Genomic DNA, 21381 nt, shown 5'->3' on the forward strand with positions numbered 1-21381 from the left:
ATGGATAAAAGAAAACCAACCATTCAGAATATTGAAGTGAGTGACCACACCGCGGAGCTTTCGCTGCGTGTGGATGCTGACATCTTAGATTTCCAAGGTCATTTCAGTCACTTTCCTCTTTTACCCGGCGTCACTCAAATTGACTGGGCGTTGTTCTACGCCGTTCAATATTTGAACACTCCCAAGGTATTTAAAGGAATGGAAGTCATCAAATTTCAAGAGCCGATTCTGCCAAACGCCGACGTTTGTCTCTCACTCTCTTGGGACAATGAGCGCGAGAAATTGACCTTTAAGTACACATCGAAAAGCGGTGAAACCTTGGTGACTCACTCTTCAGGCAAAATGAAACTGGGTGAGTCACGTGAGTGATTACCGTCCCTGCTTTTTAATTCCTTGCTACAACCACGGCAGCACAATTGCAGACGTGGTGGCGTCGTTATCCTCTTTCGCTTTGCCAGTGCTGGTCGTGGACGACGGCAGCAATGAAGACACCAAACAAGCGCTTTCAGCGTTGAGTGAGCAAGGGCTGATAAAACTGATTAGTTTGAGTGAAAACCAAGGCAAAGGTGGAGCGGTGATGGTTGGCCTACATCAAGCTCACCAGCTTGGTTTTACGCACACCATTCAAATCGACGCAGACGGTCAACACGACCTAGAAGCATTGCCGAAATTGCTCAGCGCCAGCGAAACAAAACCAGATAACCTGATTTCTGGCCAACCGATATACGACGAGAGCGTACCTAAAGCCCGTCTGTATGGTCGCTACGCTACGCACATTTGGGTGTGGATAGAAACCTTGTCACTGTCTATCAAAGACAGCATGTGCGGTTTTCGCGCCTACCCAGTGGCGAAAACGGTCGCCGTGTTGAACAAGTACAACATCGGCAAACGCATGGATTTTGATATCGAAATTCTGGTGCGAATGTACTGGGAAGGCGTCGATATTGATTTTGTTCCAACGCGCGTGATCTACCCTGAAGGTGGCATTTCCCACTTCGACGCATTGTGGGATAACGTCAAGATAAGCTGGATGCACACTCGCCTATTTTTTGGCATGTTGCCGCGCATTCCTTCGCTACTCGCCAAAAAGCGCCGTCACACAGATGACAGCAATGCCCACTGGTCGAAACGAAAAGAACAAGGCACAATTTTAGGCATCAAAACCTTGCTCGCGGTTTACCGCTTGTTCGGTAGAAAAGCGTTCGACCTGATTTTAAAGCTAGTCATGCGCTACTACCACTTCACGGGTAAATCAGCCCGCGAAGCGTCTGAGATTTACCTGCAAAACTTGCAGCGCTACGCAGCGCAGCAGAACATCGCACTGCCAAAACAGTTGGACAGCTATCATCACCTGCTTTCTTTTGGGCGTACCATGCTCGACAAACTGGCAGCATGGCAAGGTGACTTTAACGTCGATAACCTAACCATTCACGGCCAGCATCATTTCGAAGAGATGGCGCAGAAAAAACAAGGCGTGCTCATTTTAGGCTCGCACCTTGGCAATATCGAACTCTGCCGCGCGCTTGGTCGTCGACACTCTCATGTCAAAATCAATGCCTTGGTATTTACCCAACACGCTGAACAATTTAATGCGGTAATGAAGGCGGTAAACCCAAATTCGGAACTGAATCTGATTCAAGTCAGCTCAATGGGACCAGACACCGCGATTCTGCTTCAACAAAAAATCGAGCAAGGCGAGTGGGTGGTGATCGTTGGCGATCGCACTTCTACCAGCAAAGAAAATCGTGTCGTTTGGGCAGATTTTCTTGGTAAACCCGCGCCATTCCCGCAAGGCCCATTCATGCTGGCCTCGGTATTAAAAGCGCCGGTTTATCTACTCTTCGGCCTACGCGACGATGAAGCAAACACTCCGCATTTTAATGTGTACTTTGAACACTTTAGTGACCAAATCACGCTACCGCGCAAGGAGCGTCAGCAGGCACTAGAACACGTTGTTCAACAGTACGCACACAGATTAGAACACCACACACTGCAAGCGCCGTTACAGTGGTACAACTTTTTTAACTTCTGGACTTTAAGTAATCAGCCACATGACAAACAACAATAATCACAACATCACTTTTGGTGCACAATCTTTAACCATCGAAGATGTCGTTGCCATTGCTCAAGGTGCAAAGGCAAACATGAACACCTCGCCAGAATTTACCGCGAAAATTGATCGTGGCGTGGCGTTTCTGGAACGATTACTGAAAGAAGAAGGCGTTATTTACGGCGTGACTACGGGTTACGGCGATTCATGTACTGTGGCGATTCCACCCGCTCTTGTGGATGAACTTCCGTTGCACCTTACGCGCTTCCATGGCTGTGGCTTAGGTCAAATCCTTTCTCATGAGCAAGCTCGCGCGGTGCTGGCAACCCGTTTATGTTCATTGTCGCAAGGCGTATCTGGCGTGTCTCACGATCTGTTGAACCAAATCGTTACGCTTATCAATCACGATATTGCGCCGCGTATTCCACAAGAGGGCTCGGTGGGCGCAAGTGGCGATTTAACGCCTCTGTCTTACCTAGCGGCGACCTTAATTGGCGAGCGTGAAGTGCTTTACAAAGGCGATGTGCGACCAACACAAGAAGTGTTTGCAGAGCTGGACATTGAGCCAATTCGCCTAAAACCAAAAGAAGGTTTGGCGTTAATGAACGGTACATCCGTGATGACTGCCCTCGCCTGTCTTGCCTACAAACGCGCAGAATACCTAGCGCAGCTTTGCACCAAGATTACCGCGATGGTCTCTGTGGGTATGCAAGGTAATGACTTCCACTTTGATGAAGCGTTGTTTGCGGTAAAACCTCACCCTGGTCAACAGCAAGTTGCGGCTTGGCTGCGTGATGATCTCAATGCTGAACGTCCGCCACGCAATAGCGACCGACTGCAAGATCGTTACTCGCTGCGTTGTGCGCCACACGTGATTGGCATGGTTCAAGACTCACTGCCTTGGCTACGTCAATTGATTGAGAATGAACTAAATAGTGCCAATGACAATCCAATTATCGATGGCGACAACGAGCGCGTTCTGCACGGCGGTCACTTCTACGGTGGTCATATCGCAATGGCGATGGACACATTGAAAGTGAACATTGCCAACTTAGCTGATTTGCTGGACCGTCAGATGGCGCAACTGATGGATTACAAGTTCAATAACGGCCTGCCGTTTAACTTAACCGGTGCAGAAGGCGAGCGTAAACCGATCAACCACGGCTTTAAAGCGGTTCAGATTGGTATCTCAGCTTGGACGGCAGAAGCGTTGAAAAACACCATGCCAGCGAGCGTTTTTTCTCGATCAACCGAATGTCACAACCAAGATAAAGTGAGCATGGGCACCATTGCGGCTCGTGATTGCCTACGCGTACTTGAGTTAACAGAGCAAGTTGCTGCGGCTTCACTCCTAGCAAGCGTTCAAGCGGTTGAGATTCGTCGCCGTCATAACGAATTGGACGAACACCACATGAGTCAGAGTTTGCGAGTAATTCGTGACGCCGTACTGAACGAGTTTGAATTTGTGATTGAAGATCGCCCGTTAGAACAAGATTTGCGTCATTTCATTGAACGCATTCAGCAACGTCATTGGCCACTCTACGCGGAGGTATAATGCAAGAGCAGGTTCTCTACCCATTAGAAGCGGAGGTGACTATGGTCACCTCATTCCAAGATGCTGACCCGATGGGCGTGATATATCACGGCAACTTCTTTCGGTATTTTGAAGAAGCGCGTCGTGTGCTGATGGAGAAGATCCAATACAGCTATCGCGATATGCAAGACTCTGGGTATATGTGGCCGATCATCGACACGCGCGTTAAATACGTGAAGGCGATTCCGTTTAATCACACCATTCGTATTACCGCGCAACTCACTGAGTGGGAAAACCGCTTGCGTGTGGATTACGTGATTTACGACGCCGAAACGAATCAACGTATGTGCAAAGCGCATACAACACAAGTCGCCGTATCCATTGAAAAGCAAGAGATGTGCTTTGTTTCTCCAGCAGTCTTTTTAGATAAAGTAGAGCAATGGCACAACCATGGGAGCCTGGACTAATGCAAAAGTGGTTACTCTCTTTTTTGCTGATATTTTCTGTTTCAGCACTGGCAACACCGACAGTAAATGTAACGGATTTGGCATCGCTTCAACAGCAGTTGTCTCAGCATGAAATCGTACGCGGAGATTTTACGCAGCAGCGTCATCTGGAAATGTTTAGTCAACCTTTAACCTCTAAAGGTCAGTTCACACTGAGCAAAACACATGGCTTGTTGTGGCAACAAGCAGAACCTTTCGCAGTCAATTTGGTATTGACGGAAAACAAACTTCGTCAGACTTTTGCCGACCAAGCACCGAAAACGATCTCTGCAGAAGAAAACCCAATGGCGTTCTACTTTAGCCATGTGTTTTTATCCGTGTTCCACGGGGATACTTCTGCACTGCAAGAACAATTCACACTCAATTTTTCAGTTGAGAACAATCAATGGCAGCTCGTTTTAGTGCCAAAACAGTCGCCATTAAATGCGGTGTTTAAAGCCATCACCCTTTCCGGTAAAACGCACATTGATCGCCTAACCCTACAAGAGCTGCGTGGCGATAAGACCGAAATCACGTTTACGAACCAGACCTCTCTACCTCAGGAACTCACGGATGCCGAAGACGCTCAATTCCGTTTCTAAACTCAGTCTCGGCACTCACACCTTTGCTCTGGTTTGGCTCAATCTCGTTGTTTTAGCGGGCGCGTTGCTACTCAAACAATGGGTTTGGAGTGCAGAATCTCCGATTGAGACCAACATTTTAAAACTGCTGCCGAAGAACCAACAAAACCCGGTGGCTGAGCAAGCCTTTGAGTCGGTCTCGTCAAGTATGAGCGACAAAGTCATTTTCGTGATCACAGCGCCGGACAAAAATGCCCTTTTTGCAGCGGCCGCTGAATTTGATAAGGGGTTACGCCAAAGTAATCATTTTCGCGATGTGGTAGGAAAAATCTCACCTCAAGAACAGCAAGCTTGGGCAAGTTACTACTTTAAGCACCGCTTCCAATTGCTGACGCCTGAACAACGAGAGCGTTTAAGCCAAAATCCAGAACAGCAAGTGCAGCATGTGATTCAGTCTCTGTACAACCCGTTTTCTGGGGTGACTGGGCAAGAGTTACAAAATGATCCTTTCTTGCTATTTCGTGATTATTTAAGCCAAGTTACCCAGCAATCGTCCTCTTTCCGATTGGATAACGGCTATCTGTCCGTCGAAAAAGACGATGCTCAATACTTGCTTATTACTGCCGAACTAAAAGACTCGCCTTATAGCCTAACTGGGCAGCTTGCAGTCCCTGATATTCAAGCGCTAGAACAAAGCGTCGCGCAGAAATATGGCGCTGAAGTCGCACATACAGGCGTTCTATTTTACGCCGACTTTGGTACGCAAAGTGCCAAATCGGAGATCAGTACCATCGGTGTGTTCTCTCTGCTCGGTATCATTGCATTGTTCGTGTTGGTCTTTCGTAGTGTGATGCCACTGTCTCTCGCACTGCTTTCCATCACCATTGGTTTGCTCGTTGCGTTGTCCGTTACGACGTGGATTTTTGGAAAAGTCCATCTGTTCAGCTTAGTGTTTGGCGCAAGTTTAATCGGCGTGTCTATCGACTACGCATTCCACTACCTAACCGAACGTCTTGCGGCGGGAAATGAATGGGATAGCGAGCAAGGGTTAAAGCATATTTTCATAGCTATCACACTTGGCTTAATCACCAGTTTGATCGGCTATTTGGGCATGTTAGTGGCACCGTTTCCTGGTTTGCAGCAGCTTGCGCTGTTTTCATCCATTGGTCTGATTGCCGCTTACATCACAGTGGTAGCTTGGTATCCGATACTGGCTCGTAACCCATCGCGCACCATTTCGAATTTACCGGGACAATCACTGTTGGCGAAATGGTTAACGCTTTGGAATCAACCTCGAATTAAAGTCGGATTACCGATGTTATGTGTGGTTGCGAGTGGCTTTTTCTTGCTGCAATTGAACTACGATGACGACATTCGTCTGCTGCAAACGATGCCGAAGGATCTCAAGCAACAAGAAACCTTGATTACGACGCTCAGTGGCATGCAATCTTCGCAGCAAATGTTGGTCGTTACCGCCGACGATGACGAAAACCTAATGAAAAAACTGGAGTCTTTGACGCCAACATTAGAAGCGTGGAAAGCGGACAGCACCATCGAAAGCTACCAGAGTCTGAGCCGCTACTTGAGCTCAGTGGAACGTCAGCAACAAGACTATCAATTGATTCGCGATCTTTACGCAACACAATCCAGCCCACTTGCATCCGGACTGGGCTTAAATAAAAAGCCGAAAATGGACGCCGACTTTATCCCTGTCACGGTTGATCAGTACTTGCAAAACCCAGTATCAGCGCCTGTGCGTTTTCTCCATTTGGGTAAAATTAAAGGAAAACCGGCAACGGTAGTGGTGTTAAACCAATTGCAAGACTCCGCCGTTGTTAAGTCTTTTGCCAAATCGCAGCCTGACGTTGTCTACCTAAACAAAGCAGAAGAAATTTCCGCCCTATTTGGTGAATACCGAATCAAAATCATGGAGCTGTTGGCAGCCGCCAGTACTGTGATCTTTCTGGTGTTAATCAAGCGGTACGGTCTGCAACACAGTTGGCGAGTTTTACTGCCATCATTGATTGCTTGTGCGTGCGGTCTGGCAACTGCTGTCGCGATGGGAACAACATTAAACCTGTTCAACTTGCTTGGCTTGGTGCTCATTCTTGGTATCGGAATCGATTACACTCTGTTCTTTGCCGAGAAAGCCCGCAGCGTGAGCACACTATTGGCGATCACCCTTTCGGCAATAACCACTATGCTGTCATTTGGGTTGCTGTCACTAAGCCAAACTCACGCGATTCACAGTTTCGGCATTACGGTGTTAAGTGGTATTTTTGTTGCTTGGCTGCTCTCTCCGATTGCGATTAAAACAGAGGAAACGACGTCATGATTTTTAACCATGCTTTTCGCTGCGCGACGTTAATCGTACTGAGTCTGTTTTTAAGTGCATGCAGCTTGGTACCTCACCAATCGACGCCTCAAGTCGATATTGCTGAGAACACCCAAGTTAACTTACCGACACCAGCTAGCTTAGGTTACCAGCTGGCTGCCAGCCAATTGATTACGGCCTCTTGGGTAATTGATGGCAAACCCACATCTGAGCAACTTCCGGTGCAACTGCAAGTGACTAGCAACGAAGTGGTACTGGCAGGCTTCTCATCTTGGGGTACGCGAGTGCTCTCGTTGTCTTACGATGGAGAGCATATCCAAACCGAAGTGCTCAACGGTTTGCAAGGTACGCTACCGCAGCCAGAACAGGTATTATTTAACCTGATGATCACGCTCTGGCCGAGTTCCGCTTGGGAAGGGTCGTTAAATGAGGTAAGGTGGCAAATGATTGATAAAAATAATTCTCGCGCCATCTTTGATAGCGACGGTGAAAAGATCATTGAGATTCAATACAGTTCTTCTAACAAATTAGAGGGTAAGATTGATTTTCACCACCTCAAGCATCAGTTTTCAATTTCTATTCAGACACTGCAACATCAGATTAATTAAGAACAATTTAGAACAACAATATGCCTAATCGCTCTCCTCAACCTTTGTATATTCAGGCCTGTGGTTTCCACTCCGCAATGGGACAAGATGACGTCATCATCCACCAGTGTTTATCGGGAGCGAAACCATCCAACATGGTGGTTGACCAAGACATTTTGAATTCAGGCCGACAAACAGTAATCGGTCGAATTGCACAGCCGTTACCGCAATTACCACCAGCTTTCAGCCGGTTTGATACGAGAAACAACCGCCTCGCACTTTCGGCTTTGCAGCAAATCGAAAGCGACGTGCATAACGCCATTGCTGAATATGGCCGTGACCGTATCGCGGTCGTGATCGGCACCAGCACATCTGGCATTTCAGATGGCGAAATCGCGTTTGGAGAGAAGCTGGCAAACGGCGAGTTTCCTGCCGACTACCATTACACCAAACAAGAGCTTGGCAACTGCAGCGATTTTATTGCCGCCTACTTTGATTTGAGCGGCCCACATTACTCAGTTTCAACCGCCTGTTCTTCTAGTGGTCGTGTCTTTTTAACCGCGCAACGCCTGATTCGCTCTGGTATTGTTGATGCGGTCATTGTGGGTGGCGTGGATACCATTTGTCGCCTAACGCTAAACGGCTTTAACGGTTTAGAAGCCCTATCCGATACTCTTTGCAAACCGTTTGACCAACATCGCAACGGCATCAATATCGGCGAAGCCGCAGCATTAATGTTGCTAAGCAAAACACCCGCGCCTGTTGCCCTTCTCGGAGTTGGCGATAGCTCAGACGCACACCACATTTCCGCACCACACCCAGAAGGGTTAGGCGCAGAAGAAGCGATGAAAAAAGCGTTGGCCAATGCAGGACTAACAGCACAAGACATTGGTTACATCAACGCGCATGGCACAGCAACACCGTTAAATGATGCGATGGAAAGCAAAGCCATCCACCGCTGCTTTGGTGACTCCGTTCCTGTGAGCTCTACAAAGCCACTTACCGGACACACATTAGGCGCAGCAAGTGCAACGGAAGCCGCTATCGCTTGGCATATTCTCAAGTACAACCTTGACTTGCCAATGCAACACTGCGAAACCAAGGCAGACGATATCCATATATCGTTAGTTGAGACGCCAACCAAACTTGGCAACAAAGCGATTCTCAGTAACTCTTTTGCTTTTGGTGGCAACAATATTAGTCTTATTTTTGGTTACGCTCATGACTAAACTTCCTCCCATCGAACAACTTTTGCCACACGACAAACCAATGATCTTGGTTGATCGTGCTATGGATATTCAACAAGATACGATTCACTGCCAGGTTGATATCGCAGAACACAACCCGTTCTTCGACTCGGCCTCTCAAACCGTGCCTGCTTACGTTGGCATTGAGTTTATGGCGCAATCTGTCGCAGCGTGGTCTGGTTACCACGCATTAATGAAAGAACAAGCGCCACCGATTGGCTTTTTACTTGGTAGCCGTCGATACACTTCTGAATGCGATGCGTTTTCTCGCGGACAAATGCTCGATGTGTATGCCGAAAAAGTCATGGAAGATAACGGTATGGCGGTATTTTCTGCCCGTATTGAGCTACAAGGAACTGTTGTAGCGACTTGCCAATTGAACGTTTACGTTCCATCAGAAGAAAAATTACAAGAAATGAAAATCAGGAGTCAACAATGACCCGACAAGTCCTCGTTACAGGTGCCAGCAAAGGCATCGGTAAAGCCATTGCCGTTCAGTTAGCCAAAGATGGTTTCCAAATCATTGTCCATTACATGGGCGATCAACAAGGCGCGCAAGACACCCTAGACACCATCGAACAGCATGGGGGTAGCGGTCGTCTTATCCAATTCGACATCAGTGACCGCGCAGATTGCCGAGAGAAACTAGAGGCCGATATCGCCGAACACGGTGCTTACTATGGCGTCGTGAACAACGCTGGCATCACAAAAGATACCGCTTTCCCTGCGATGACCGAAGAAGAATGGGATGGCGTGATTCATACCAACCTAGATAGCTTCTACAACGTTCTTCACCCTTGTGTTATGCCAATGGTGCAAAAGCGTAAAGGTGGTCGAATTGTTACCCTTGCATCAGTATCTGGCCTGATGGGGAACCGTGGTCAAACCAACTACAGCGCAGCAAAAGCGGGCGTAATTGGTGCAACAAAATCACTCGCACTTGAACTGGCAAAACGCAAAATCACCGTTAACTGCGTTGCACCGGGACTTATCGACACAGGCATGGTAGACGAACACGTAAAAGAACACGCGATGCCGCAAATTCCTTTGCGCCGCATGGGAGAACCAGAAGAAGTCGCTGGTTTAGTCAGTTACCTTATGTCTGACATCGCAGGCTATGTAACTCGCCAAGTCATTTCGGTAAACGGAGGCCTAGTATGAACCGTCGAGTCGTTGTAACCGGAATGTCGGGCGTGACTGCGTTTGGTAACGATTGGCAATCTGTCGAGCCGAAACTGCGTGACTGCCAGAACGCGACGCAATACATGCCTTCTTACGAACAGTATGATGGTTTGAACACCAAGCTCGCGGCACCAATTTTAGATTTTGAACTGCCAAAGCACTACAAGCGCAAGCAAGTACGCGGCATGGGGCGCGTTTCTAAATTGGCGACCGTCGCAACAGAAAACGCACTGAGCCAAGCAGGTTTGATTGGTAACGACGTACTCACCAATGGTCAAACGGGTATCGCATACGGCTCATCAACAGGCAGTACTGACGCAATCGGCGCATTTGGTGTCATGCTGAATGAGAAAACCACTAAAGCGATCACCGCAACGACTTACGTGCAGATGATGCCGCATACGACGGCAGTGAACGTTGGTCTATTTTTCGGTTTGAAAGGCCGAGTGATCCCAACCAGTAGTGCATGTACCTCCGGCAGCCAAGCAATCGGCTACGCCTACGAAGCGATCAAACACGGCTACCAAACGGTCATGGTTGCTGGTGGCGCTGAAGAATTGTGCCCAACGGAATCCGCTGTCTTCGATACCCTTTTTGCCACCAGTCTGAAGAATGAAGACCCGAAAAGCACACCAAGACCTTATGACTCCGATCGCGATGGTTTGGTGATTGGTGAAGGTGCGGGAACGCTGGTTCTGGAAGAGTACGAACACGCCGTCGCTCGTGGCGCGAAAATCTATGCAGAAATCATCGGTTTTGCCAGCAACTGTGATGCCGCACACGTCACTCAACCACAGATGGAAACCATGCAAATCTGTATGGAAATGGCTTTGCAAAACGCGGGGATTACTGCTGAGAAGATCGACTATGTATCTGCTCACGGCACTGCCACCGACCGCGGTGATATTGCAGAAAGCAACGCAACAGCGAATGCTCTGGGCAAAGTGCCAATCAGTTCACTCAAGAGCTACTTTGGCCACACACTAGGCGCCTGTGGCGCGATTGAAGCGTGGCTAGGTTTAGAAATGATGCACACGGGTTGGTTCAACCCAACGCTCAACCTAGAAAACCTCGACGAGCAATGTGGCGATTTAGACTACATCACCGGACAAGGCCGAGAGCTGGACGTGAAATATTTGATGAGTAACAACTTCGCCTTTGGCGGCATCAACACCTCCATCATCTTTAAAAAGATGTAATGCCCTTAGTAAATGCAAAAGCGCTGGTTAACCAGCGCTTTTTTGTTAGTTACCAATCAAACTTCATTTATCACGAGGTAATAGCAAACGAGATATTACCATTCCGCGATACACAGGCGACTTTTAACACCACGAATTTGTAATCCCATCGCTTCAAAGACATGCTCAAAATCTTGGCAAGATGCTGGCACATTAGGTAGCGACAATGAAGCCTCGGTAAAAAATGTCCGACTCAAACTATCCGTCTCTCCCCAAGCTAGCTGCCACCAATCCAAAATTCGCGGCTTGGATGCGTTTAATCGATAGCTAGCAGGAATACGATCACGTTTGTTCAGGTTTTCAGCCTTAGAAGTTGGTAGCAAGTTCCACTTATCATTGTTAGGCCAATAAGCAAAAGGCAAACAGTGATCAACGTGATACTCATTTCGTAATTTGCTTCCACTCCATACGCTGACAATGTCGGAGTGACTGAGTTTCAACTGAACAATTCGCTTTCGAACGGCTCGCGTATCATGGTCTTTATCAATCCAGACCAAACAATCGTGATACGTTTGCAGTGGAATACTCCGCTCTTGATTAGACCGAAATCGTTGCATTTCCATAATCCACTGGTTGACCACCAGCGGCTCAATCCAAGAGTTATACAATCGAAAACAATCCCAAAGGCTTTCATCCAACACAAACAGCCCATAACTTTTGAGGAACTCGCTATCCACAACAATTGAACTTTTTGGCTTCTTAGCTGAACGAATCATTTCAAAGTAAGGGTTTGATTTATCACCTTGATAGGTAAAGGTGACGGGGCCATCTTTTATGGTTTTTAAGCTGTCTTTTATTGCTTTATCCAGCGCCACTGCATCTTCACCAAAAAATGTCGCGCCTATAGCAAGATCATCAGGACTTAAATGGGAAAGTCTACCCCAACCTTCTGGCTTGATAAATCCTAGTCCTTTAGACGAGTTCGAGTTCTGCTGGATGTTCTCTTTATCGATTAAACGCTTAAATTGACGAATCCAATATAAGCCGACTAATCCTAATGGGATGGCAACTTTACCGTCACTACGATCAACCACTGCACCAGAATGAGCATCTGCAATTCGTAGTAAAGTACGCAGTAGTGCGAGTTTATAGGTAGCCGATTTGGAATCATTGACGATAATGTGACGAACCTTATTCAGATCACCAGAACCATCATCAGGCAAAGACATAACTACAGTTTGCCAAGATACACCTGTTCGCTGTAACTGGTCATCATCGAGAGATACGTTTCTCACCATTAACGCGCTATTCTTTGCAAACTTTTCAAGCTCTTCAACCGATACCGGATAAGCTTTACGACCGTCAGAAAAGTCACCGTGACGAAGGCTAATCACCAATCGACCATTGGGCGCTAGCAAATTCGCAAGTTTGCGAAATGCGCGTTCACGGTGCGTAGGCGCAAGATGCATCCATACCGCACTAACAAGAATTAAATCGAAGCGAAAGCCAAGATTAATGACTTTCTCAAGCTTAGGTAACCCATCTTCAAGCCAAGTAACTGAATCATCACAGTAAGACTTACCAAATCTCAGAAGCGCTTGAGCAGGTTCAATCGCAATAACTTCACATCCATGTTCAGCCATCCATTTAGCGTCTCGACCAGAGCCAGCCCCAACATCTAAGACGCGATCTCTGGCTTGAGGCCAGAAAGCTCTCCAGCTCGCGTGGACATCCTCAAACTTGAGCGAAGTGTATTGCTCCGCTAAACAATCTGCGTGTTGTTCATAAAATCTAGACGTGGCAGGCATAAAGATAAACAGGAAAGCAACTAATATGAGCTCATGTTAATTGCTAGAGATTGCAATAGCTATAATCTCAGTCAAAAGTTGTAGGTGACGTAGCGATTAATATCGAATGTTCTAAAACGACAAAGCCCCGGAAACTCAAAGAGTTATCGGGGCTTTTTAGAATAAATGGCACGCCCTATTGGATTCGAACCAATGACCACATCCTTAGAAGGGACGTGCTCTATCCAGCTGAGCTAAGGGCGCGCTACAGGGACAGGATTATACGAGTTCAAACGGGTAAATCAACGGGTTTTCATAACATTCTGATCTGAATGCCTAAAAAAAGTCCATTAAAACGCTTAATGTTCAAAAACACCACAAGGCAAACGTTTGCGTATGGATGTTAATTAGAATTTCTGCGACAATGCGCCGCAGATAATTTGCCTTCTTAATTTATAAGGAAAGTCATGACTGCTCAAAATATAGACGGAACTCTCATTTCCCAAACTGTTCGATCTGAAGTTGCAGCACGTGTTAAAGCTCGCGTCGCAGCAGGTTTACGCGCTCCTGGCCTAGCAGTTGTTCTGGTTGGTGAAGACCCAGCATCTCAAGTTTACGTGGGCAGCAAACGCCGCGCATGTGAAGAAGTTGGCTTTGTATCCAAGTCGTTTGACCTTCCGGCTTCAACATCTGAAGAGGAGCTGCTTGCTCTTATTGATGAGTTGAACAACGACAACGAAATTGACGGCATTTTAGTTCAGTTGCCACTTCCTGCTGGTATTGATACCACACACGTTCTAGAGCGTATTCATCCAGAAAAAGACGTGGATGGCTTCCACCCTTACAACGTTGGTCGTCTTGCGCAACGTATTCCTAAGCTTCGCTCTTGTACGCCTAAAGGCATCATTACCCTACTCGACCGTTACAACATCGAGCTTCGTGGTAAACATGCGGTTGTGGTTGGCGCATCAAACATTGTTGGTCGTCCAATGACACTTGAGCTGCTGCTTGCTGGTTGTACAACAACGACATGCCACCGCTTTACCAAAGATCTAGAAAGCCACGTACGTCAAGCTGACGTTGTTGTGGTCGCGGTAGGTAAGCCAAACTTCATCCCTGGCGAGTGGATTAAAAAAGGCGCAGTGGTTGTCGATGTAGGCATTAACCGTCTTGATTCAGGCAAGCTAGTGGGCGATGTGGAATACGACAAAGCCCGCGAAAGCGCGAGCTTCATTACTCCGGTTCCTGGTGGTGTTGGCCCAATGACCGTAGCAAGCTTGATTGAGAACACGATGTTGGCTTGCGAGCAGTTCCATACTGAACAATAACATCAATATTGAGATACGAAAAAGGCTCCGCAAGGAGCCTTTTTGCTAATTTTAGATATCTATTTCAATTACAGACTTAAAATCACACCCGCAATAGAAGCACTCATCAAGTTCGCCATAACGCCGGCAATAATCGCGCGGAAACCATGCTTAGAAACAAATGCACGCTTCTCTGGTACCAAAGAACCCAATCCGCCGATCAACATTGCCATACTAGAGATGTTTGCAAAACCACACAGTGCGAAAGTTACGATAGCTTGAGAGTGAGCACTTAGCTGAGATTTCACTTCTGCTAGTTGGATGAAAGCAACAAACTCGTTCACCACGATCTTGTTACCGATAAGCGAGCCCGCCGTAATCGCCTCTTCCCATGGCACACCTAACAACCATGCGACAGGTGCAAATACGTAGCCTAAGATAAGCTCAAAGCTTAGTGGCGTACCAATAAGGTCTCCAACCCAACCTAGCATGCCGTTCAGCAACGCGATTACGCTGATGAACGCTAACAACGTACCACCTACAGACACAGCGATACGAACACCCGCCATTGCGCCATCGGCTAACGCTTCAACCACGTTAGTTGCGCGTGGAATTTCCACTTGGCTAATGTCGATATCTGGTGCTTTGTTCACATCTTCTGGCATGAGAATTTTCGCCATCAACAAGCCTGCGGGCGCAGACATAAAGGCAGCAGCGATAAGGTAGTTAAGATCGACACCCAACGAGGCATAACCTACCAACGTACCACCAGCTACTGACGCCAAACCACCTGTCATTACCGCAAAGAACTGCGAATCAGTCATGTGTTTTAGGTAGGGTTTCACCATAAGTGGCGCTTCGATAGTGCCGACAAAAATGTTTGCCGTTGCAGACAAAGACTCAGCACGACCAATGCCAAGAAGCTTTTGAATACCACCACCAATGAAGTTGATAACTTTTGGCATCACACCAATGTGATAAAGACCGGAGATAAGAGAGGAGAAGAAAACGATGATACCCAGTACATTGATCGCAAAGGTGAAGCCCCCTGTCGCCAAATTACCGAATAAAAACGCGATGCCTTCTTGACCGTAGTTGATCAAATTCGACACTACGCTGCTTACTGAATTCAGCGCATCTCGTCCTGCTGGTACATATAAAACCAACAATGCAAACAGCACCTGTAAAGCAAACGCAAACGCCACTGTTCTCAGCTTTATATTTTTTCTATTTGTAGAAAGTAGCCATGCTACGAATAGTATGGCTACGATACCAATAATTGAGTTCATAAAATGAATCCGACAGAAGGGGGATATGGAAGGCACCGGATTGTATAGCGGACTCAAAATGGCGCAAGTTGAGGATGTTAACAGTGTGAAAAGTTCAAGCGAACAATAATTAACCACACAAATAACTAATTGAATTTGCTATAGATAAACGTTTGCTTGTTTTTATTATTTCCATATGGAAAAGATGTTTCTAGATTTGGAAAAATTTTGTGAGACAAATCACCTTATACAACCACTGAATAGTCGAAAAATGTTTTGCTTAGAGAAAATCGACTACAAACACCTCTTGAACGTTATTAACGAATCTACTTGGGAATAGAGATGTAAGGTGCGAGGCGCTGATCCCAGTGACACGGGTTGCCAATTTTCTGTTTAATAAAGTTGATAACGGCTGATATTTTTTTCGGCATGTGCTGACGACTTGGGTACACCGCATAAAATGGCATCGACTGGCTCGCTTTCCAGTCTGGCAATAGTTGAATCAACTTACCCGTTCTGAACTCATCACCAAGCAAGTACGTTGCGAGATACGCAATCCCCCATCCAGCAATCGCGGCGTCGCGGACAGCTTCTGCTAAATCGACAGAGTAGTTGCCGGAGACTTTGACGTTTAGCTCTTGTTGTCCCTTGGTAAATGCCCATCCTGTGTAATCACGCTCCCAACTGCGATAGATCAAGCAGTTGTGCAAAGACAAGTCGTTCGGCTCAGTCGGAGTATCATACTTAAGCAAATAATCCGGCGATGCTGCCACCACAAACTGGCAGTCCGTCAAACGCTGCGCAATGTAGCCCTCTGGTAGGTGCTCATTGTTTGTTACCCACAGATCGAGCCCTTCCGCCAGCATATCGACCTTGTAGTCAAACAAATGCACTTCCACTTGAAGCTGTGGATACAACTCACGCAGCTCTTGAATCGCAGGAATGATGTGCAGCGTTCCAAATGATTGAGATAACCCGAGGCGAACCAGCCCAGCCACTTCATCCCTTTGGCTTTCCATTTCTAACGTCGCACTACTCACCGCCTGCACCACTTGTTCACAATGATGATAAAACGTTTTTCCCGCTTCGGTAGGCGTAAAACTACGCGTGGTGCGTTGAACAAGCTTGATGCCAAGAGATTCCTCTAACTGACTAAGCTGTTTGCTGACGTGAGATACTGACACTCCAAGGCTTTTCGCCGCCGCAGTAAAGTTTTTATGTTTGATCAATGCAGAAAAGATCACCATTTGCGCAGCACGTTCAGATAACACGCAGTACCTCGATAAGAATGTGGGAAAAACAAAGGGCTCCGAAGAGCCCCTATAAAACAGTATTTACTAACGAACTAGAATGAAATGCGATCAGCAAGATGGCTGACGGCAAGCGCGAAGTAGTAAGAGCGGTTCCACTTCATCAGTACGTTATAGTTATTGTAAACCAGATACGTACGACCGTTTTCATCGTCAGGCATGATAAGCCATGCTTGGATATCTTCATTCAGTTTAGGTAATGGACTGCCATCGTACTTCGTGATGCCAAGTTTACTCCACTCCTGAAGATATTTGCCTTTTTCTGCCCCGCGTCCTTCTAGGCTACGATCAATCCCTTTCGGCACTTTCACTTGGCGCCCCCAAGTAAACTTATCGTCCCAGCCAGACTCGCTCAAGTAGTTAGCGGTAGACGCAAACACATCCGCTTCTGATTGCCAGATGTCTTTTTTTCCGTCTCCGTTACCATCGGCGGCAAAACGTAGGAAAGAGCTTGGCATAAATTGACACTGTCCCATCGCACCAGCCCAAGAACCTTTAAAATTATCTAGCTCGATATGGCCTTGATCAAGGATTTGCAGCGCCGCCATGGTCTCTTTGCGGAAAAATTCTTCACGACGACCTTCAAATGCCATCGTCGACAACGCATCAATTACGCGGAAGTTACCTGTAAACTTGCCAAAGTTACTTTCTACACCCCAGAGCGCAACAATAAAGCGAGGTTGCACGCCGTATTGATCGCCTATGCGCTTAAGCTCCGCATAGTGCTCTTTGTATAGTGCTTTGGCTTGCTTTACTTTCCACTCAGGGACTGCACGAGGAATGTATTCATCCAACGTCAGTTTTTTCTCTGGTTGGTTGCGGTCTGCTGTTACTGCTCTCGGCTTGTATTCAACATTTGCGAAAGCGGCACTGATTACCTGCTCTGAGATACCTTGGTTACGCGCTTCTGCACGCAATTTATCTAAGTATTCTTCAAAACCCTCGCTACTTGCAAAGGCTGAGGTACATACGCCAACGCTAAGCATTGTAGCCAGTATTTTTTTCATATTGCCCTCCTTGAGCAAGGCAGAAGTCTCAGAAAGAAGCCGAGTTACTGTTCGTTCTTTTGCTGAGCTTTTTGTTCTTTGTACTTTTCTAATAGGTTTTCCGGCGGTGGAGGAACCTGCAGAAAGAAGCCATCATTTTGTAATGAAGCCTTCACTTTTTCGATATCTACTTGTGCCAATTTACGACCATCAAGTTTAATCGTCATGACAGGAATAGGCTTACCGAACATCTGCATTAAGGTGTCAGGAACCTGTGAAAAATCATCCTTTTTCGGGATATAGAGATAAGTACCTTCTTTTTTCGAGCTTTTATAAATAGAACAAAGCATGACACGCCTTTTATGCTGATTTACCCGCTTTGAATGCGGATTGAGTTGAAAACGTAAAATTCTCGCAAACTTAATTGCAAATTTGAGATTAATTCACCTATTTGCCTGCTAGAGAACTTGCTGCGTCAAAGGATGAAATATAACATGACAGACCTAGTTTAAGGCAACGCTCTTTCAACAGAGGCAAGAAGTCCACGATGACCCATTCACCAGACCTTAAAGGTAGCAGTTTTACTTTGTCAGTTTTACACCTTTCTGACAATGAGATCGCAAATACTGTCGAATTTTTGCAAGAAAAAGTTTCTCAAGCACCTTCTTTCTTCGCATCCGCGCCTTTGGTAATCAATATAGCAAAAGTACAAGGCGACATTGATTTCCCTGCGCTTAAACAAGGCATCGCAGATGCTGGGTTTATTCCAGTCGGTATAACGGGCAGTAAAGACAAACGTGTACAAAACCTTGCCTCAGAAGCTGGCTTCGCCATCATGTCTGCAAGTAAATCACCTAGCCAAGCTCCAGCGAAAATGGCGCCGACTAAAGTTGTGCGTACGCCAGTTCGTTCTGGTCAGCAAATTTACGCAAAAGACGGTGATTTAGTCGTACTGGCGCACGTAAGCGCTGGCGCAGAAGTGATTGCAGATGGCTCTATTCATATTCATGGCACCTTGCGCGGCCGTGCTATTGCAGGCGCAAGTGGTCAGCAGGAAGCGCGTATTATTTGCCACGATTTACAAGCTGAACTGGTCTCCATTGCGGGCGATTACTGGTTAAGCGATCAAATTGAGAGTGAGTACTGGCAAAAGAAAGTGATGATCAGTAAAGCCGAAGAATCATTACATTTAGAAGTACTCGCGATTTAGTCTAAAAAGGAAAAAAAATGGCACGCATTATTGTAGTAACGTCTGGTAAAGGTGGCGTTGGTAAAACCACTTCAAGCGCAGCCATCGCCTCTGGTCTTGCTCTGAAAGGGAATAAGACCGCGGTGATCGATTTCGATATCGGCTTGCGTAACCTCGACCTAATCATGGGTTGTGAGCGCCGTGTAGTTTATGACTTTGTGAATGTCATTAACGGCGAAGCGACATTAAACCAAGCGCTAATCAAAGATAAGCGCACAGACAATCTTTTCATTCTTCCAGCATCCCAAACTCGTGACAAAGATGCGCTAACGAAAGACGGCGTGCAACGAGTTTTCACTGAGCTAGATGAAATGGGCTTTGATTTCATCATCTGTGACTCACCAGCAGGTATCGAGCAAGGCGCGCTCATGGCGTTGTACTACGCAGATGAAGCGATTGTAACGACTAACCCTGAAGTATCTTCAGTACGCGACTCAGACCGCATTCTAGGTATCCTAGATTCTAAGTCTCTACGCGCTGAACAAGGGCTAGAGCCAGTGAAGCAACACCTTCTACTGACACGTTACAACCCTACGCGTGTAAACCAAGGTGAAATGCTGAGTGTGGAAGACGTAGAAGAAATCCTACACATCCCACTATTGGGCGTGATTCCTGAAAGCCAAGCGGTACTTAACGCATCAAACAAAGGTGTGCCGGTCACATTCGACGAAAACACCGATGCGGGCATGGCGTACTCTGACACCGTTGATCGCTTACTAGGCAATCAAGTTGAATTTCGTTTCCTTACTGAGGAGAAGAAAGGACTCTTTAAACGACTGTTCGGAGGCTAGACATGTCATTATTAGAATTTTTCCGCCCGCAGAAAAAAACGTCTGCAAGTCTGGCGAAAGAGCGCTTACAAATCATCGTGGCTGAACGCCGCAGCCAAAATGACCCTGCGCCTTCGTACTTACCTCAGCTTAAAGAAGACATTCTGAAGGTGATCAGTAAATACGTAGACATTGACCCGAACATGGTTGATTTAACCTTTGAGCACAAGGATGACGACATTTCTGTACTTGAGCTCAACGTGAAACTGCCTGACGACGAGAAGTAAGGCTTTATTCTCAACGCAATACGCAGCGCACAACAATGTACGTGTCGAAAAAAGGTTGACCATTTGGTCAACCTTTTTAGTTTGCGCTTATTTCAACGCCTTATTCATTTTTTCGCCCAATAACTCTAGACGCCAACCTTGCATAACATCAGGCAAGCGCGCAGGGTCACGATCCTTCTTCCACACCCAACTGATGAGCTGGTTAATCTGCTTTTTCGATGCTAAAAACTCGGTCGCTAACCCTGATTTTTGCGCAGCACTTTTCACGACATCTTTCATGTTTTTGAAAACCTGCTTATAGCCAGGGTAATCCATCAGGCGATCAATTTTAGCTGGGTATTCTTCTGGTGGCGTTTGCTTAGCCTTTTTCACGATGGCCGCAATTTTAGTACCGTGACGATTGACCGCGCGGCTATCCATCCCTTCCGCTTCCATCTTTTTAAAGCTTGTTAAACCTAAACGAGCAACCGTTAGCAAATCACCCTCTTTGAAGATGAAGTTTAGTGCTAAGTCGCGCTTGATTGCTTCACGATAACGCCAAGTCGCTAGCGGCTTTAACACAGCTAACTCTGACGGTTTAAGTTGCCACGCTCCTTTAATATCAAGGTACGCATTTTCTTCGTTGGTTTCGCGAATGCGTTTGGAAACCAACAAGTCGCTCTCTTGCTGCACCGCTTCCCACCAACCAGCTTCAGTGACTTTATCGAGCAATTTTTCGTAAAGTGGCAACAAGTAGTGAACGTCTGCCGCTGCATAATCAAGTTGCTTTTGCGTGAGAGGACGAGCCATCCAGTCGGTGCGAGATTCACTCTTGTCCAACGCAACACCTAAGTATTCTTCCACCAGCGTTGCGAAACCTGTTGACAGCCCGTGGCCAAGAAACGCCGCCATTAACTGTGTATCGACCATTGGAAATGGCGTACAACCAAATGCATTTTGGAATACTTCTAAATCTTCGCCACAGGCGTGAAGCACTTTAAGTACCGATGCATCTTTCAATAGTTCGATGAAAGATGTCATGTCCGTTAATTCTGTCGGATCGATAAGGGACAAGTGCTTGCCGTCGAAAAGCTGAATCAAACCTAGTTGCGGATAAAAAGTCCTGATACGTACGAACTCGGTATCCAGCATTACGACATCTGCGTCTCTTGCTTGAGCACAAACTTGTTCTAGGTCTTTGTTTTTAGTAATAATCTGATAATTCACATGCTTCTCGCTATAAAAAATGCCAGCAAAAC

21 protein-coding genes and 1 tRNA gene are annotated in these 21381 nt (G+C 46.7%); 15 read left to right on the forward strand and 7 right to left on the reverse strand.

Translation table 11 applies throughout. The annotated features are described in order from the left end of the window. The 11 genes from ACYJZR_RS11070 to ACYJZR_RS11120 are packed head-to-tail and all read left to right on the forward strand — an operon-like array spanning position 1 to position 11200. Positions 1-369: an ApeI family dehydratase gene (locus tag ACYJZR_RS11070; RefSeq protein ID WP_020840269.1), complete on the forward strand. Its 369-nt coding sequence runs from the start codon at positions 1-3 to the stop codon at positions 367-369. Beyond that, positions 362-2068, forward strand: coding sequence for a glycosyltransferase family 2 protein (locus ACYJZR_RS11075; protein WP_193282393.1), 1707 nt, complete (start codon positions 362-364; stop codon positions 2066-2068). Before ACYJZR_RS11070 ends, ACYJZR_RS11075 begins: the two co-directional genes overlap by 8 nt. Beyond that, positions 2052-3605: an HAL/PAL/TAL family ammonia-lyase gene (locus tag ACYJZR_RS11080; protein WP_193282395.1), complete on the forward strand. Its 1554-nt coding sequence runs from the start codon at positions 2052-2054 to the stop codon at positions 3603-3605. The genes ACYJZR_RS11075 and ACYJZR_RS11080 overlap by 17 nt, the downstream gene beginning before the upstream one ends. After that, positions 3605-4051: an acyl-CoA thioesterase gene (locus ACYJZR_RS11085; protein WP_025498690.1), complete on the forward strand. Its 447-nt coding sequence runs from the start codon at positions 3605-3607 to the stop codon at positions 4049-4051. The genes ACYJZR_RS11080 and ACYJZR_RS11085 overlap by 1 nt, the downstream gene beginning before the upstream one ends. Further along, the gene (locus ACYJZR_RS11090) at positions 4051-4671 is read left to right on the forward strand and encodes a LolA family protein (protein WP_005396016.1); all 621 of its coding nucleotides are present in this window, start codon (positions 4051-4053) and stop codon (positions 4669-4671) included. The genes ACYJZR_RS11085 and ACYJZR_RS11090 overlap by 1 nt, the downstream gene beginning before the upstream one ends. After that, positions 4643-6985, forward strand: coding sequence for an MMPL family transporter (locus tag ACYJZR_RS11095; RefSeq protein ID WP_406966224.1), 2343 nt, complete (start codon positions 4643-4645; stop codon positions 6983-6985). The genes ACYJZR_RS11090 and ACYJZR_RS11095 overlap by 29 nt, the downstream gene beginning before the upstream one ends. After that, the gene (locus ACYJZR_RS11100; RefSeq protein ID WP_025635655.1) at positions 6982-7593 is read left to right on the forward strand and encodes a DUF3261 domain-containing protein; all 612 of its coding nucleotides are present in this window, start codon (positions 6982-6984) and stop codon (positions 7591-7593) included. The genes ACYJZR_RS11095 and ACYJZR_RS11100 overlap by 4 nt, the downstream gene beginning before the upstream one ends. Before the next feature lie 20 nt (positions 7594-7613). After that, positions 7614-8801: a beta-ketoacyl-[acyl-carrier-protein] synthase family protein gene (locus tag ACYJZR_RS11105; protein WP_005496034.1), complete on the forward strand. Its 1188-nt coding sequence runs from the start codon at positions 7614-7616 to the stop codon at positions 8799-8801. After that, the gene (locus tag ACYJZR_RS11110; RefSeq protein ID WP_005460561.1) at positions 8794-9258 is read left to right on the forward strand and encodes a hotdog family protein; all 465 of its coding nucleotides are present in this window, start codon (positions 8794-8796) and stop codon (positions 9256-9258) included. The genes ACYJZR_RS11105 and ACYJZR_RS11110 overlap by 8 nt, the downstream gene beginning before the upstream one ends. Beyond that, a complete protein-coding gene (gene fabG / locus ACYJZR_RS11115) occupies positions 9255-9980 on the forward strand; it encodes a 3-oxoacyl-ACP reductase FabG (RefSeq protein WP_005460603.1) in 726 nt (241 codons plus the stop codon). Before ACYJZR_RS11110 ends, fabG begins: the two co-directional genes overlap by 4 nt. Continuing rightward, positions 9977-11200: a beta-ketoacyl-ACP synthase gene (locus tag ACYJZR_RS11120; protein ID WP_406966223.1), complete on the forward strand. Its 1224-nt coding sequence runs from the start codon at positions 9977-9979 to the stop codon at positions 11198-11200. The genes fabG and ACYJZR_RS11120 overlap by 4 nt, the downstream gene beginning before the upstream one ends. Before the next feature lie 95 nt (positions 11201-11295). On the opposite strand, the gene ACYJZR_RS11125 is transcribed toward ACYJZR_RS11120, so the two are convergent. Together ACYJZR_RS11125 and ACYJZR_RS11130 are read right to left on the reverse strand one after the other, a co-directional pair. Then, positions 11296-12987, reverse strand: a complete 1692-nt coding sequence (locus ACYJZR_RS11125) for a methyltransferase domain-containing protein (protein ID WP_406966222.1) — start codon at positions 12985-12987, stop codon at positions 11296-11298. A 166-nt stretch (positions 12988-13153) separates the two neighbouring features. Continuing rightward, positions 13154-13230: transfer RNA gene (locus tag ACYJZR_RS11130), tRNA-Arg, on the reverse strand. A gap of 203 nt (positions 13231-13433) precedes the next feature. Here ACYJZR_RS11130 and folD point away from each other — a divergent pair. Beyond that, entirely contained in the window at positions 13434-14294 is an 861-nt protein-coding gene (gene folD / locus ACYJZR_RS11135; protein ID WP_005460545.1) for a bifunctional methylenetetrahydrofolate dehydrogenase/methenyltetrahydrofolate cyclohydrolase FolD, read from the forward strand. Between the two features lie 68 nt (positions 14295-14362). Here the strand turns inward: folD and ACYJZR_RS11140 are convergent, their stop codons facing one another. From ACYJZR_RS11140 to ACYJZR_RS11155, 4 genes are all read right to left on the reverse strand, one after another. Continuing rightward, positions 14363-15562 (reverse strand): NupC/NupG family nucleoside CNT transporter, encoded by a 1200-nt coding sequence (locus ACYJZR_RS11140; protein ID WP_005479028.1) that lies wholly within the window; start codon positions 15560-15562, stop codon positions 14363-14365. 305 nt (positions 15563-15867) lie between these two features. Further along, complete coding sequence (locus ACYJZR_RS11145; protein WP_005460577.1) at positions 15868-16812, reverse strand: LysR family transcriptional regulator; 945 nt, start codon at positions 16810-16812, stop codon at positions 15868-15870. A 74-nt stretch (positions 16813-16886) separates the two neighbouring features. Further along, the gene (locus ACYJZR_RS11150) at positions 16887-17858 is read right to left on the reverse strand and encodes a lytic murein transglycosylase (protein WP_005479026.1); all 972 of its coding nucleotides are present in this window, start codon (positions 17856-17858) and stop codon (positions 16887-16889) included. A gap of 44 nt (positions 17859-17902) precedes the next feature. Continuing rightward, positions 17903-18187 (reverse strand): YcgL domain-containing protein, encoded by a 285-nt coding sequence (locus ACYJZR_RS11155; protein ID WP_005460544.1) that lies wholly within the window; start codon positions 18185-18187, stop codon positions 17903-17905. 197 nt (positions 18188-18384) lie between these two features. Here ACYJZR_RS11155 and minC point away from each other — a divergent pair, with 197 nt between their 5' ends. Genes minC through minE form a run of 3 tightly spaced genes read left to right on the forward strand, consistent with a single transcriptional unit; the run spans position 18385 to position 20143 of the window. Further along, positions 18385-19047 (forward strand): septum site-determining protein MinC, encoded by a 663-nt coding sequence (gene minC, locus ACYJZR_RS11160; protein WP_011105734.1) that lies wholly within the window; start codon positions 18385-18387, stop codon positions 19045-19047. 17 nt (positions 19048-19064) lie between these two features. Beyond that, complete coding sequence (minD, locus tag ACYJZR_RS11165) at positions 19065-19877, forward strand: septum site-determining protein MinD (RefSeq protein ID WP_005458081.1); 813 nt, start codon at positions 19065-19067, stop codon at positions 19875-19877. Positions 19878-19879: 2 nt separating this feature from the next. Beyond that, positions 19880-20143, forward strand: coding sequence for a cell division topological specificity factor MinE (gene minE, locus ACYJZR_RS11170; protein ID WP_005458079.1), 264 nt, complete (start codon positions 19880-19882; stop codon positions 20141-20143). An 87-nt stretch (positions 20144-20230) separates the two neighbouring features. Here minE and rnd read toward each other — a convergent pair whose 3' ends face one another. Further along, positions 20231-21349 carry a ribonuclease D gene (rnd, locus tag ACYJZR_RS11175; protein WP_021447616.1) on the reverse strand — a complete coding sequence of 373 codons (1119 nt, stop codon included), beginning with the start codon at positions 21347-21349 and terminating at the stop codon, positions 20231-20233. Positions 21350-21381: the final 32 nt, after the last annotated feature.

It is taken from the genome of Vibrio sp. RC2502 (genome assembly GCF_054850435.1).

Bases quoted from the DNA above. Each gene is read 5' to 3' on its own strand.
- ACYJZR_RS11070 (WP_020840269.1), top strand. From the start codon at position 1: ATGGATAAAAGAAAACCAACCATTCAGAATATTGAAGTGAGTGACCAC.
- ACYJZR_RS11080 (WP_193282395.1), top strand. From the start codon at position 2,052: ATGACAAACAACAATAATCACAACATCACTTTTGGTGCACAATCTTTA.
- ACYJZR_RS11085 (WP_025498690.1), top strand. From the start codon at position 3,605: ATGCAAGAGCAGGTTCTCTACCCATTAGAAGCGGAGGTGACTATGGTC.
- ACYJZR_RS11090 (WP_005396016.1), top strand. From the start codon at position 4,051: ATGCAAAAGTGGTTACTCTCTTTTTTGCTGATATTTTCTGTTTCAGCA.
- ACYJZR_RS11095 (WP_406966224.1), top strand. From the start codon at position 4,643: ATGCCGAAGACGCTCAATTCCGTTTCTAAACTCAGTCTCGGCACTCAC.
- ACYJZR_RS11100 (WP_025635655.1), top strand. From the start codon at position 6,982: ATGATTTTTAACCATGCTTTTCGCTGCGCGACGTTAATCGTACTGAGT.
- ACYJZR_RS11105 (WP_005496034.1), top strand. From the start codon at position 7,614: ATGCCTAATCGCTCTCCTCAACCTTTGTATATTCAGGCCTGTGGTTTC.
- ACYJZR_RS11110 (WP_005460561.1), top strand. From the start codon at position 8,794: ATGACTAAACTTCCTCCCATCGAACAACTTTTGCCACACGACAAACCA.
- fabG (WP_005460603.1), top strand. From the start codon at position 9,255: ATGACCCGACAAGTCCTCGTTACAGGTGCCAGCAAAGGCATCGGTAAA.
- ACYJZR_RS11120 (WP_406966223.1), top strand. From the start codon at position 9,977: ATGAACCGTCGAGTCGTTGTAACCGGAATGTCGGGCGTGACTGCGTTT.
- ACYJZR_RS11125 (WP_406966222.1), bottom strand. From the start codon at position 12,987: ATGCCTGCCACGTCTAGATTTTATGAACAACACGCAGATTGTTTAGCG.
- folD (WP_005460545.1), top strand. From the start codon at position 13,434: ATGACTGCTCAAAATATAGACGGAACTCTCATTTCCCAAACTGTTCGA.
- ACYJZR_RS11140 (WP_005479028.1), bottom strand. From the start codon at position 15,562: ATGAACTCAATTATTGGTATCGTAGCCATACTATTCGTAGCATGGCTA.
- ACYJZR_RS11150 (WP_005479026.1), bottom strand. From the start codon at position 17,858: ATGAAAAAAATACTGGCTACAATGCTTAGCGTTGGCGTATGTACCTCA.
- ACYJZR_RS11155 (WP_005460544.1), bottom strand. From the start codon at position 18,187: ATGCTTTGTTCTATTTATAAAAGCTCGAAAAAAGAAGGTACTTATCTC.
- minC (WP_011105734.1), top strand. From the start codon at position 18,385: ATGACCCATTCACCAGACCTTAAAGGTAGCAGTTTTACTTTGTCAGTT.
- minD (WP_005458081.1), top strand. From the start codon at position 19,065: ATGGCACGCATTATTGTAGTAACGTCTGGTAAAGGTGGCGTTGGTAAA.
- minE (WP_005458079.1), top strand. From the start codon at position 19,880: ATGTCATTATTAGAATTTTTCCGCCCGCAGAAAAAAACGTCTGCAAGT.